The following is a 12237-nucleotide window of genomic DNA, read 5'->3' as shown; positions in this document are numbered from 1 at the left end:
TTGGCTGAATGAGCAACTTCTCGTTCAAGGGCCGCAATGGCCGCGGCGAGCTGGTCGAAGGCATCGTCGATGCCGTGAACAGCGACGCCGTCGCGGCGCAGCTGATGTCGGGCGGCGTCGTGCCGGTCAGCATCGAGGCCACGACCGAGGCCATCAGCGTCGCGGGTGGAAGCAATTGGCTGGAGGCACTGCTTGCCCGGTCCATCAGCATGGACGACACCTTGGTGCTGACGCGCCAGATGTACACGTTGCAGAAGGCCGGCGTGCCCATCCTGCGGTCGCTGGCCGGCCTGGAGGCGTCGACGACCCACCCGGCCATCGTCAGCCTGCTGCAGGACGTGCGCGCCAGCCTCGACCAAGGCCGCGAGCTGGCGACCGCCTTCGCCCGCCACCCCGCCGTCTTCAGCCCCTTCTTCATCGCCATGACCCGCGTCGGCGAGCTGACGGGCAAGCTGACCGAGGTGTTCCAGCGCCTGGCCGAGCACCTGGAATTCGAGATTGACATCCGTGCCCGCATCAAGCAGGCGCTGCGCTATCCCATCATGGTCATGCTGGCCATGGGCATCGCGCTGGTGGTCATCAATCTGTTCGTCCTGCCGAAGTTCGCCGACGTCTTCGCGCACTTCAAGACCGAGCTGCCGCTGATGACGCGCATCCTGCTCGGCTTCTCGACCTGGACGGTGAAGTGGTGGCCGCTGGTGCTGGCCGGCGGCATCGGCGCGGTGCTGGCCTGGCGCAACTGGGTCGCTACGCCGGGCGGCCGCTACACCTGGGACCGCTTCAAGCTGCGCCTACCCATCGCCGGCAACATCGTGCTCAAGGCCACGCTGGCCCGCTTTGCACGCAGCTTCGCGCTGGCCAGCAGCTCGGGCGTGCCCATCAGCCAGGCCATGACGGTGGTGGCGCAGACGGTCGACAACGCCTACATCGGCGCGCGCATCGAGCAGATGCGCGATGGCGTCGAGCGTGGCGAGAGCATCTCGCGCTGCGCCACCGCCACCGGCGTGTTCACACCCATCGTGCTGCAAATGATTGCGGTGGGCGAGGAGACCGGCGAGCTCGACACGCTGATGACCGAGATCGCGCAGATGTACGAGCGCGAGACCGACTACGCCATCAAGGGCCTGTCGGCCGCCATCGAGCCCATCCTGCTGGCCATCATCGGCGCGCTGGTGCTGGTGCTGGCCCTGGGCGTCTTCCTGCCGCTGTGGAACCTCGGTCAAGCGGCACAGGGGCGCTGACGCTACCGCGCGTGTGAAGCTTGCAACGGTTTGCAGGCCGGGAGCGGTAAGTGTCACCAATGCCGTGCGCTATTCACTCCTGGGTGCCGCCACCGTGGCCGATAGTCTTGCCATCACGGACCACAGCGCAGCGAGCGCAGGAAGACAACCCATGAACAAGTCCCAGCAAGCCGGCTTCACCCTGATCGAGTTGGTGATGGTCATCGTCATCCTGGGCGTGCTGGCCGCTGTTGCGCTGCCGAAATTCGTCAACGTCGACGACGACGCCAAGCAAGCCGCCGTCAACGGCGTGGCCGGTGCCCTGAGCTCGGCCTCGGCCATCAACTACGCCAGCCGCAAGGCCAAGGGCGAAACCGGTACGGCTTCGACCAACAAGACGGTGCAGGTCAACAAGTGCTCCGACGTTGTCGCTGCGCTGCAGGCTCCGCTGCCGACCGGCTTCTCCGTGACGACTGACAGCGCTGCAGGCGCGGACGTCACAGTCACCACCTGCGTGCTGACCGGCAACGCCAAGACGGCCACGTTCACCGTGACCGGCACCGGCACCTGATGACCCAGAACCCGCGCACCGTCGCGGGCTTTACGCTGATCGAGCTCATCCTCGTCATCGTGATCACAGCCGCCCTGGCGGTGTTCGCCCTTCCCAAGGTGGTGGACACGACGCTCTGGCGGCTGCGTACTTTTGGCGACGAGCTTCAGTCGCGCCACCAGGCCATGCTGAGGGTGGCGCTGCAGCAGCGCCGGCCCATCGTCGCCACCATCACCGGCAGCGGCGTCAGCTGGGCCTATGGTGGCGGTGCGGTCATCGACACCCTGCCCTGCCCGGCGACCGAGAGCCCCTGCATCGCCGAGGGCGGCAGCCGAACGGTGACCTTCAACAGCGCGAACAGCGGCACCACGGCCACCAGCACCGGCTCGGCCCTGACCGTCACGGTGGCCTACGGCAGCTACAGCCAGGCCCATCGCATCGAGTCCGATACGGGCCTCATCTACCCGACACCTTGAGGCATTGACGATGGGTTGCTCGGCTAGCATTCCCCACATGCCGGCCCTGCACCGCGGGCGGCGCACGCGCGGCCTGACACTCATCGAACTCTTGCTCTTCGTGGTCGTCGTCGGCATTGCGCTGAGCGCGATGCTGCGGGTCTTCGTCACGGCCACGGCGGCGAGCGCCGACCCGATGATCCGCCGCCAGCAACTGGCCATCGCCGAGTCGCTGCTGCGCGAGGTGACGCTGATGCCCTTCACCTGGTGCGACCCCAACGATCCCAGCGTGGACACGGCCACCGGCACCGGCGACTGCACCACCGTCGAGGTCACCGGCCCGGAAGGCGGGCAGACCCGCTACAACGGCGCCAACCCCTTCAACAACGTCAACGACTACGCCGGCTTCTCGATGAATGGCATCCGCGACATCAGCAACACGGCGATTGCCGGGCTCAGCGGCTACAGCGCTGCAGTGGCCGTCGTACCGGCTGCGCTCGACAGCATCCCGGCCGGGGGCGAGGCGCTGAAGATCACGGTCACCGTGACCGCGCCCGACGGCAGCACCGTCAACTTGCAGGGCTGGCGCACGCGGCATGCCCCCAATGCAGCGGACTGACATGCGGGCGCAGCGCGGTTTCACCCTGATCGAGTCGGTGATGGTCATCGCCATCACCGGCGTGGTCATCACCGTCGTGTCCGTCTTCATCGTGCCGGCGACGACGGCCTATTTCGCCAGCGCCGCGCGCGCCCAGCTCGGCGACCAGGCCGACACCGCCCTGCGCCGCATCGCCCGCGACCTCAGCCTGGCCTTGCCCAACAGCGCGCGCGTGTCGGCCAGCGAGCGCAGCCTGGAGCTGATCCCCATCAGCGGCGCAGCGCGCTACGCGACCGAGTCGGGCAATCCGCTGCAGTTCGGCGCTGTCGACCCCAGCTTCGACATCATCGGCCCGCCGCTCAGGCTGAGCCACGCAGGCCAGCAACTCGCCTGGTACAACCTCGGCGCCGGCATCCCCGACGCCGACGCCTACACGCTCGGCAATGTCCGCACCGCCACCAGCGCCGCAGGCAATGCGACCACTGTCGGCATTGGCGGTGCGGCTCTGGCGAACTCGCTGCAGGCGCCGCCCTTTCGTGTCTACGCCATCGAACCGCCCGTCAGCTACCGCTGCGACCTGACGACCCGTACGCTCACTCGCCACACCGGCTACGGCTTCAACGCCACCCAGCCCGATCCCCCGGCCGGTGGCACCAGCGCCGTACTGGCGCGGAACGTGGAAGGCTGCAAGTTCAGCTTCGACGCGGCCACCATCACAGCGCGATACGGCCTGGTCAGCCTGGAGATCACGCTGAAGGACCGGGGCGAGACCGTGACGCTGCATCACGCGGTCCATGTGGACAACTTGCCATGAGCGCGCCCATGAACGCACCGCGTGGCTTCACGATGGTGTCCATGCTCTTCATCCTGGTGGCGCTGGCGGCCATGGGTGCGGCGCTGGCCTCGTTGAGCCAACGCCAGCAGCTCGGCTCTGCCGGCGAGCTGGCCGCAGCCAAGGCCTACCAAGCCGCACTGGCCGGCCTGGAATGGGGCAGCCACCAGATCCTGCCCGGCACGGCCCGGCCGGGCTGTTTCGGCACCAAAAGCTTCGGGCTGCCCGACCAGCTGGCTGGCTACACCGTGACCGTCACCTGCACCCGCACGCCAGGTGCCGGCACGGTCAAGGATGGCGACAACGATCTCGCCTTTTACGTGCTGCTGGCCACCGCCTGCAACATCCCGGCCGGTGGTGCCTGCCCGAACGCCGCCATCAACCAGCCCGCCTATGCGGAGCGGCAGCTGACCCGCACACTTGCCAAATGAAGGCTCCATGAGCACCACGCCGCATCGCCTGCTGTTCCGGCTTTTCCCCTGGCTTTTTCCGTGGCTCCTTGCCCTCCTGACCCAGGGTGCCGCGGCGCAGGGCGTGCCCGGCGTGCGCGTCGAGTACTTCAACTTCGGCGGCACGCCGCCCGCGTCCATCCCCGGCACCGGCGCGGTGGTGGACCGGGTGGAATCCAACATCAGCGTCATCCGCTCCACCTCCGCCCCCGCGCCCGGCGTCGGCAGCGACAACTACCAGGCCCGCTACAGCGGCAGCATCCTGGTGCCCACGACCGGGGCCTACACCTTCCAGGTGGAAGCCGACGACGGCGTGCGCCTGTACGTCGACTGCAACAACAGCGGCACCTTCCAGAGCACGGAGCTGCTGATCGACCGCTGGATCGAGCAGTCGACGGCCACCTACCAGGCGAGCTGCCCCTCGAACCTCACGGCAGGCACGTACTACCGGTTCCGCGTCGACTACTACGAGCGCGGCGGCGAACAGTCGATGCGCCTGAGCTGGGCCGGACCGGCGCCCGTGGGCAACACGCAGACCGTCATTCCCCGCGGCAGCGCCACGCAGGGCCTGTACAGCGGCGTGGTCGACAACACGCCGCCGACCATCAGCTCCGCGCAGCTCGCCTGCGGCGCGACGAACCAGATCCTGGTCACGTTTTCCGAAACCATCGACGTTGCCAGCGCCCAGACGCTGTCCAACTACAGCCTGAGCGGCGGCCACAGCATCACCAGCGCCGTGGTCACTGGCGACGGCACCGCGGTCGCATTGACGCTGACCCCCAGTCTCACGACCAACCGCACCCTCACCGTCAACAACGTGCGGGATCTCGCGGCCAACAGCATTGCGGCGAACAGCACCGCCGCCGTCCCCTATGCGCCGACGGCAATCGCCTCCGGCCTCGTCGGCAACTATTTCGGCCAGAACGGCACGCAGCGCGCCTACTTCGGCGGCAACTCGGTCCAGCGCATCGACAGCACGGTGGACTTCGACTGGGGCAGCGGCACAGCCGGGGTGAGCGGCGTCGGCGCGGACGACTTCTCGGTGCGCTGGACCGGGTTGATCCGCATCCCCACGACGGGCACCTACAGCCTTCGCACCTCGTCGGACGACGGCGTGCGCCTCTACATCAACGGCAGCCTGGTCATCGACAACTGGACCGACCATGGCCCGACGCTCGACACCAGCAGCGGCATCGCTTTCACCGCCGGCAGCTACATCCCTGTCACGCTCGAATTCTTCGAGCGCGGCGGCGGCGCGACGATACGCCTGCAATGGTCGACGCCCGGTAGCGGCGGCGCCTTTGCGGCGATCCCGGCGTCCCAGCTGTTCCATTGCGTGCCGGCGGCCGTTGCCAGCTTCACCATCAGCGGGACCGGCGCCGGTTCGACCTGCGTGCCGCAGGTGCTGACCATCACCGCCCGCGATGCCAACGGCGCCACGCTGACCAGCTATGCCGGCACGGTCAACCTGACCAGTTCCACCGGCCGCGGCGACTGGCTGACGGGCACGGCCGTTGCACCGCGCGGCAACCTCACGCCGGGTGCGGTCAACAGCGGCAATGCCACCTACCAGTTCTCGGCCGCCGACTCCGGCAGCGTGCAGCTGCGCCTCAGCCACAGCCTGGCGCAAAGCCCCACCGTCACGGTCGTGGACAACAACGTCAGCAGTACAAGTACGACATCCGCGCCCATCGTGTTCAGGGATAACGCCCTTGTCTGGGCCGAGGACCTGAGCAACCGCATCGCGGGCAGCAACATCGTCGTCGCCGGCCGCCCGCACGATCTGCAGGTGTCGTTGATCAAGAAGGACCCTAGCAGCGGCAGCTGCGGGACCGCGACCGACTTCAACGGCACGCGCAGCATGAAGATCTGGCGCACCGACAGCGGCGGTGCCTGGGCCGCGCCCAGCGTCGTCGCCCCGGCACTGGTCATGCCGGCCGCCCGCCCGGCGAGCAACAACCTCAACCTGAGCTTCACCGCGGGCGTCGCCACGCTCAACCTCGCCACCACCGACATCGGCAAGTACACCCTCAACCTCGACGACGACTCCCTCGCCTACGCGGGCACCACCGTCAGCGGCGGCATCGGCGACCTGGTCGTGCGGCCTTTCGCCATCGTCGTCAGCGGTCTGACGCTGTCGGGCACTGGCAACCCCGGCGTCGGCAACCCGAACGACGCCGTCTTCGGCAAGGCCGGCGCACCGTTCTCGGCCACCGTGGCCGCCTACCGCTGGGCCGTGGGCGCGGACGGCGGCGGCGATGGCGTTCCGGACGCATCAGCCACGCTGGCGCAGGTCACCGCCGCCGGCCGCACGGCCAGTTTCAACGCCACCGTCGCGCTGACGCCCTTGTCCGGCTCGCAAACGCCGACGATCTCCAGCGGCGGCGTGCTCGGCAGCCTCAGCAACAACATCGTCAGCGGTTTCTCCGGCGGCACGGTCACCGTCGCCAACCTGGCCTACAGCGAGGTTGGCAGCTTCCAGCTCAACACCAGTGCGGTGGTCGGCAATTTCCTCGGCAGCGGCCTGGCACTGGACGCCACCGTGTTCAACGCCGCCGGCGCGCAGCAGAACCGGGTCGGGCGCTTCATCCCGGCCGGCTTCGTCGCTAGCGCGTTTGCCGCCACCCACCGCAGCGCGCTGGCGTGCACGCCTGCCTCGACCTTCACTTACCTGGGCGAAGACATGCGCCTGGCCTTCACGCTGACCGCCCGCAATGCCGTCGGCGCGACGACGCTGAACTACTTCGACGCCTTCGCCAAGCTCAGCTTCACGGCGCCGTCGGCCCTCAACCTTGCCGGCATCTCGGGCACGACGATGTTCAAGCCGACGGCGCGCCTTTCCACCTCGGCCAGCACCGGCGACTGGGGGCGGGCCACCAACACGCCGCCGGCCAACACCACCCCCGGCACGGCCCAGGTCACGCTGACCGCCAACGCCTTGCGCGGCGCCAGCCCGGAAGGCCCGTTGGCGCCGTCGTTCGGCATCGCGCCCGTGGACAGTGACGGCGTCGGCATGCTGTCGCTGGACCTCGACACCGATGTGCCAGCCAACGTGGCAGATCGCGCATTGCTCGGGCAAATCCCCCTGCGCTATGGTCGGCTGCGCCTACAGAATGCGATGAGCGCGGCCAGCCGCACGCTCAGGCTGCCGCTCATGGCCCAGTACTGGGACGGCAGCAGCAGCACCTTCAAGATCAACGATTTGGATTCCTGCACCCGCGTGACCGCCGCCAACCTGAGCTTCGGCAACTTCCGCAAGCAGCTTGCTGCCGCCGACGCGGTCATGAGCCCCAATGCCGTCACCGTCAATCCGACGGGCAGCAGCTTCATCACCCTGCAGGCGCCCAGTGGCAGCCGCGTCGGCAGCCTTGACGTCGCCATCGCGCTTGGCACGGGTGCCGCGCCGGCCGATGACTCCTGCATGCCGACCGGCTGGCGCACGACGGCGGCCGCCACTGGCGCCAACCTCATCGCACTGCGCGGTCCCTGGTGCGCCGGCAACAGCGACCCCAGCGCCCGCGCCACCTGGGGCCTCTACCGCGGCGCCGACGGCATCGTCTTCCAAAGGGAAAACTACTGATGCGCTTTCCCTGGTCCCCCCGCCGCAGCGGCCAGCGACTGCTGCTGCGGCGCATCGGCAGCCAGCACGCCTTCGTGCTGACCGACGGCGCGCCGGACGACGAGCCCGCGCGCCTGCTGCGCTGGGGCCTGCTGGCCGAGGCAAGGCCTGTCCCCGCGGGGGATGCCATCGCCTTGCTCGACCCGGCCGACTACCAGATCCTCAAGGTCGACACGCCCAACGTGCCGCAGGAGGAACTCAAGGCCGCCGCGCGCTGGCAGATCAAGGAGATGGTCGATGTTGACGTGGCCGAGCTGACGCTGGACGTGATGCACGTCGGCGGTGATGTCGAGCGTGCCCAGCGCCAGCTCTTCGTCATCGCCGCGCGCAACAGCGCGATCAAGGCGCTGACGACCGGCGCGGCCGGCATCAGCGACCAGATCACCGTCGTCGATGTCTGGGAGACGGCGCTGCGCAATCTGCTGGCGCGGCAGGCCCGCGCCGACGACCTGGCCGCGCGTGCCTGCGCTGCCGTGCTGATCGATGCTCGCCACTGCCTGCTGATCGTCTGCGCGGGCGACGAGCTGTTCTACACACGCCGCCTCGAAGGCGACGCCGGCTTGCTGGCCCGGGCCCGCGGCGAGCAAAGCGAGGCGGCCTCCGCCGAGATGCCGCTGGGCTTCGAGTACCAGCCCGGTGGTGCCTTCGATGCACCCGGCACGCAGGAGTCGCCGCTGGTCGTCGAGCTGCAGCGCTCCATCGACGTCTGGGAGCGCAGCTGGCCCGAGCTGCCGCTGGCGCGGCTCTACGTCATCACAGCCGAGCATGGCCCCGAGGTCGCCACGCTGATCCAGCGCGAGCTGGGCCAGCGCACCGTCGCCCTGGATGCGCTGGCAGCCTTCGCGCCCGAGGCGCCGCCGCCCGAGGGCGAAGCCGCGCAGGCCCTTGCCGCCTGCCTGCCGCTGCTGGGCGCCGCGCTGCGCACCGAGACACGAAAAAAACTCTGATGCCGCAGCAAATCAACCTGCTCACGCCCATCCTGCTGGCGCCCAAGCGCTATTTCTCGGCGCTGGCCTTGCTGCAGGCGACGGGTCTGTTGCTGCTTGCCGGCCTGGCCGCGGCGTTGTGGCTGCAGCAGCGCGACCGCAGTGCCGAGGCGCAGCACCAGACGCTGCTCGCCCAGCTAGCGGCCGAGCGCCAGTCCCTGCTGGTGGCCAGCGCGTCGCTGCCGGCACCGGTCGACGCCGCTACCGTGCAAAGGCAGCTCCTGCCGCTGGAGGCCGGCAATGCCGAGCGCCGCGCGCTGCTGCAGGCGCTGGGCGCTGACGCCGCGGGCCAACGCCATTCCGACCTGCTGAGCCTGGTGGCCCGCAGCCTGCCCGACGCCGCCTGGCTCAGCGAGCTGCGCTATGCGCCCGGGCGCGTCGAGCTGGTGGGCGGCACGCTCGACACCGCCGTGCTGCGCCCGTGGCTGGGCCGGCTGGCTGCCCACCCGCTGCTGGCCGGCCAGCAGCTGTCGGCGCTGCGCGTCGAACGCCTCGGCGCGCCGGGCACCGAGGCCGGCAGCAACCCGCTGCTGGCGAGCGGCAGCCCCCTGGCCAACAGCCGCCTGCCGGTGTGGGCCTATCGCGTCGTCAGCGCGCCGGCCCAGGCAGCCAGTGCCGCAATGGAAGGCGCGCAATGAAGGCGCAGACGACCATCGATCTGGCGCTGCTGCGCCGCCGCTTCGCGCCGCTGCGGGCGCGCTGGGAGCGCCAGGCCAAGCGCATCGACGCGCTCAGCCTGCGCGAGCGCGCCATCCTCTTCCTCAGCATCGTCGCCGTGGTGGCGCTGTTGTTCGACACGCTGGTGCTGTCGCCCCAGGCGGCGCGCGCCAAGCTGCGCAGCCAGGCGCAGGCCAAGGAGGCGGCCGAGGTGGGCCAGTTGCGCGAGCAGTTCGTGGCCGCCAGCCGCGTCAGCGCCAGCACGCCCGCCGCTCAATTGCAGACCCAGCTGGACGCCGCCAAGGCAGAGCGCCAGCGGCTGGACGATGCCCTGCGCCAGGCCAGCACCGTCAGCCCGGCCGAGGGTCTGTCCGTCGTGCTGCAGCGGCTGCTGGCGCGGCAGCCCGGGCTGGTGCTGGAGCGCCTGACGCTGCTGGACGATGCCCCCGTCGCCCTGCCCTCGGCTGCGGCCTCGTCGCCAGCTTCCGCTAGCGCCGCGCCACCCAGCATGCCGGGCATGAGCTGGCAAGGCGTCGAATTGCACGTGCAGGGCAGCTACCGCGACATCCAGCGCTATGTGCAGGCGCTGGAAGCCGAACTGCCGGCGCTGCGTTGGGGCGAGATGCGCCTGAGCAGCGGCGGCCCCGGCGAGACGCCGCGGCTGCTGGCCCGCATCCATCTGCTGAAAGTGCAGCCATGAGAACGACGCTGATCGCCCTGCTGCTGACAGCATCCTTCGCCCACGCCGACGAGGCCGCCCGCGATCCCACGGCGTGGCCGCCCGCCTTGCGCAGCGCAGTGGCCGCCGCCTCGGCCGCCTCCGCGGCATCGGGCGCAGAGCCTGCCGACAGGGCCGTCCGCCAGGTCGTGTTTGCCGACGGCCGCGCCTATGTCGTGCAGCGCGGCCGGCGCTACGCCGTCGGCCAGCAGCTCGACGGCGCCCGCATCGAGCGCATCACCGAACAAGCCGTCTGGCTGCGCGAGGCCGGCCAGGTCAGGCGCGAGCCGCTGTACGGCGGCGTCGAGAAGCGCGCCGAGCCGTCGGCCCCGGCCACCAAGGCTGTGTCTGGCGCTAAGAAATCTAAGGAGAAGCCATGAAGGCCCCTGTTCCCCGTCTCTTGCTGCTCAGCGCTGCCGTGCTGCTGGCAGGCTGTGCCGACAAGCCGCTGCGTGTCGCCCAGCCCAGCCAGGCGCTGCGCGAAGAGCTGCAGGCCCAGCGCGCCGTGCCGGCCGCTCCGGCGGCTTCGGCCGCGGCGCCGGCAGCCCAAACCCAACCGGTGCCGCCAGCGGCGCCCGCCTTGCCGCCCGAACCGCGCTTCGACCTCATCGTCAACGGCGCACCGGCCCGCGATGTCTTCCTGTCCCTGGTCAGCGACACGCGCTACAGCATGCTGGTGCACCCCAGCGTGTCGGGCCAGCTGTCGGTCACGCTCAAGGGCGTGACGCTGCGCGAATCGCTCGACGCCATCCGCGATGTCTACGGCTTTGACTACGCCATCGACGGCCGCCGCATCACCGTCTTCCCGCCCACGCTGCAGACCCGCGTCTTCACGATCAACGCGCTGGCCCACCAGCGCAGCGGCCGCAGCGAGGTGCGCGTCAGCTCCGGTGCCGCGCCGGCCGGCAGCCCCAACGGCGCAGCAGGCGCCGCCGGCACGGCTACCGGCGGCAGCACGACCACGGTGCAGCAGCAGGAGAGCAGCCAGCTCAGCACGAGGGTCTCCGGCGATTTCTGGAGCGAGACCAACGCCGCGCTGAAGGCGCTCGTCGGCACCGGTGAGGGCCGCACCGTGATCACCAGCCCGCAGTCAGGCACGGTCGCCGTGCGCGCCATGCCCGAGGAGCTGCGCCATGTCGACGCCTGGCTGAAGGCCACGCGCATCGCCGTAGAGCGCCAGGTCATGCTGGAGGCCAAGATCGTCGAGGTCGAGCTGCGCGAGGGCTACCAGAGCGGCATCGACTGGTCGCGCATCGGTGACCGCGGCGCCATCGGCCAGACCAGCGTCAACCCGTCCATCCCGAGCGGCGTCGGCAGCATCATCAACCCGCTGGTCAGCAATTCTCGCGGCCTGCCGGTGCTGTCCACCGGCACGCAAAGTCCGGCCTGGCCCGACCTTATCCCGTTGCCGTCCGCGGGTGGTGGCACCTTCGGCCTGGCGCTGGCGCGCGGCGGCTTCCAGGCGCTGCTGAGCTTCATCGAAAGCCATGGCGACACGCAGATCCTGTCCAGCCCGCGCATCGCGACGCTGAACAACCAGAAGGCCGTGCTCAAGGTCGGTACCGACGACTACTTCATCACCGGCATCAGCGGCAGCAACAGCGGCACCAACACGGGCAACACTGGCACCAATAGCACGACCAACCAGATTCCGACGCTGACGCTGACGCCATTCTTCAGCGGCATTGCGCTCGACGTCACGCCACAGATCGACGCGGCCGACATGATCACGCTGCACGTCCACCCCTCGGTGTCCAGCGTGACCGAGAAGGTCAAGCAGGTCGACCTCGGCTCGGTCGGCAACTTCCGCCTGCCGCTGGCCAGTGCCAACATCAATGAGAGCGACACCGTCGTGCGCATCCCCGACGGCCACATCGTCGCCATCGGCGGTCTGATGCAGATGGAGGCCACGCGGCGCGGCTCCGGCCTGCCCGGCGCCGACAGCAACCCGCTGACATCCATGCTGTTCGGCAACCGCGCCAACAACGGCCGCAAGCGCGAGCTGGTCGTGCTGATCAAGCCCAGCATCATCCGCAGCGCCGAGGATTGGCAGCAGCACAACCGCCTGGTCAGCGAGTCGCTGCAGGACAGCGAGAACCGCGCCCACCGCGTGATCCGGTTGGACGGCACGGCTGCACAGCCCAAGTAGCTCG

General features: G+C 69.6%; 12 protein-coding genes. All 12 read left to right on the top strand.

Features of this window, described 5'->3' with window-relative positions; genetic code table 11:
* Nucleotides 1-8: 8 nt before the first annotated feature.
* The 12 genes from ASC81_RS20205 (at nt 9) to ASC81_RS20150 (ending at nt 12233) form a co-directional block, all read left to right on the top strand.
* On the top strand, nt 9-1241 hold the full coding sequence (locus ASC81_RS20205) for a type II secretion system F family protein (RefSeq protein WP_056271094.1): 1233 nt from the start codon (nt 9-11) through the stop codon (nt 1239-1241).
* A 151-nt stretch (nt 1242-1392) separates the two neighbouring features.
* Nucleotides 1393-1791 (top strand): type II secretion system protein, encoded by a 399-nt coding sequence (locus ASC81_RS20200; protein WP_056271091.1) that lies wholly within the window; start codon nt 1393-1395, stop codon nt 1789-1791.
* Nucleotides 1791-2246: a prepilin-type N-terminal cleavage/methylation domain-containing protein gene (locus ASC81_RS20195; RefSeq protein ID WP_056271089.1), complete on the top strand. Its 456-nt coding sequence runs from the start codon at nt 1791-1793 to the stop codon at nt 2244-2246. Before ASC81_RS20200 ends, ASC81_RS20195 begins: the two co-directional genes overlap by 1 nt.
* 37 nt (nt 2247-2283) lie before the next feature.
* Nucleotides 2284-2844, top strand: coding sequence for a type II secretion system protein (locus ASC81_RS20190; RefSeq protein ID WP_056271086.1), 561 nt, complete (start codon nt 2284-2286; stop codon nt 2842-2844).
* On the top strand, nt 2831-3637 hold the full coding sequence (locus tag ASC81_RS20185; RefSeq protein ID WP_162245937.1) for a type II secretion system protein: 807 nt from the start codon (nt 2831-2833) through the stop codon (nt 3635-3637). The genes ASC81_RS20190 and ASC81_RS20185 overlap by 14 nt, the downstream gene beginning before the upstream one ends.
* A gap of 8 nt (nt 3638-3645) precedes the next feature.
* Nucleotides 3646-4086 carry an agglutinin biogenesis protein MshP gene (locus ASC81_RS20180; protein WP_235533718.1) on the top strand — a complete coding sequence of 147 codons (441 nt, stop codon included), beginning with the start codon at nt 3646-3648 and terminating at the stop codon, nt 4084-4086.
* A gap of 7 nt (nt 4087-4093) precedes the next feature.
* Nucleotides 4094-7684, top strand: a complete 3591-nt coding sequence (locus ASC81_RS20175; protein ID WP_056271078.1) for a DUF6701 domain-containing protein — start codon at nt 4094-4096, stop codon at nt 7682-7684.
* Nucleotides 7684-8670: a hypothetical protein gene (locus ASC81_RS20170; RefSeq protein ID WP_056271076.1), complete on the top strand. Its 987-nt coding sequence runs from the start codon at nt 7684-7686 to the stop codon at nt 8668-8670. The genes ASC81_RS20175 and ASC81_RS20170 overlap by 1 nt, the downstream gene beginning before the upstream one ends.
* Entirely contained in the window at nt 8670-9347 is a 678-nt protein-coding gene (locus ASC81_RS20165) for a hypothetical protein (RefSeq protein ID WP_056271073.1), read from the top strand. The genes ASC81_RS20170 and ASC81_RS20165 overlap by 1 nt, the downstream gene beginning before the upstream one ends.
* Nucleotides 9344-10066, top strand: a complete 723-nt coding sequence (locus ASC81_RS20160) for a hypothetical protein (protein ID WP_056271070.1) — start codon at nt 9344-9346, stop codon at nt 10064-10066. Before ASC81_RS20165 ends, ASC81_RS20160 begins: the two co-directional genes overlap by 4 nt.
* Nucleotides 10063-10464 (top strand): hypothetical protein, encoded by a 402-nt coding sequence (locus ASC81_RS20155; protein ID WP_056271067.1) that lies wholly within the window; start codon nt 10063-10065, stop codon nt 10462-10464. The genes ASC81_RS20160 and ASC81_RS20155 overlap by 4 nt, the downstream gene beginning before the upstream one ends.
* Complete coding sequence (locus tag ASC81_RS20150; protein ID WP_082536673.1) at nt 10461-12233, top strand: pilus (MSHA type) biogenesis protein MshL; 1773 nt, start codon at nt 10461-10463, stop codon at nt 12231-12233. The genes ASC81_RS20155 and ASC81_RS20150 overlap by 4 nt, the downstream gene beginning before the upstream one ends.
* Nucleotides 12234-12237 lie beyond the last annotated feature (4 nt).

Origin of the sequence: Pelomonas sp. Root405 (assembly GCF_001425165.1) — a bacterium.
GTDB lineage: Bacteria > Pseudomonadota > Gammaproteobacteria > Burkholderiales > Burkholderiaceae_C > Pelomonas.
Note: the sequence above shows the minus strand (reverse complement) of the source record. Positions and strands in the feature narration are given on the sequence as shown.

Bases quoted from the DNA above. Each gene is read 5' to 3' on its own strand.
- ASC81_RS20160 (WP_056271070.1), top strand. From the start codon at position 9,344: ATGAAGGCGCAGACGACCATCGATCTGGCGCTGCTGCGCCGCCGCTTC.
- ASC81_RS20180 (WP_235533718.1), top strand. From the start codon at position 3,646: ATGAACGCACCGCGTGGCTTCACGATGGTGTCCATGCTCTTCATCCTG.
- ASC81_RS20200 (WP_056271091.1), top strand. From the start codon at position 1,393: ATGAACAAGTCCCAGCAAGCCGGCTTCACCCTGATCGAGTTGGTGATG.
- ASC81_RS20185 (WP_162245937.1), top strand. From the start codon at position 2,831: ATGCAGCGGACTGACATGCGGGCGCAGCGCGGTTTCACCCTGATCGAG.
- ASC81_RS20175 (WP_056271078.1), top strand. From the start codon at position 4,094: ATGAGCACCACGCCGCATCGCCTGCTGTTCCGGCTTTTCCCCTGGCTT.
- ASC81_RS20170 (WP_056271076.1), top strand. From the start codon at position 7,684: ATGCGCTTTCCCTGGTCCCCCCGCCGCAGCGGCCAGCGACTGCTGCTG.
- ASC81_RS20195 (WP_056271089.1), top strand. From the start codon at position 1,791: ATGACCCAGAACCCGCGCACCGTCGCGGGCTTTACGCTGATCGAGCTC.
- ASC81_RS20150 (WP_082536673.1), top strand. From the start codon at position 10,461: ATGAAGGCCCCTGTTCCCCGTCTCTTGCTGCTCAGCGCTGCCGTGCTG.
- ASC81_RS20190 (WP_056271086.1), top strand. From the start codon at position 2,284: ATGCCGGCCCTGCACCGCGGGCGGCGCACGCGCGGCCTGACACTCATC.
- ASC81_RS20205 (WP_056271094.1), top strand. From the start codon at position 9: ATGAGCAACTTCTCGTTCAAGGGCCGCAATGGCCGCGGCGAGCTGGTC.
- ASC81_RS20165 (WP_056271073.1), top strand. From the start codon at position 8,670: ATGCCGCAGCAAATCAACCTGCTCACGCCCATCCTGCTGGCGCCCAAG.
- ASC81_RS20155 (WP_056271067.1), top strand. From the start codon at position 10,063: ATGAGAACGACGCTGATCGCCCTGCTGCTGACAGCATCCTTCGCCCAC.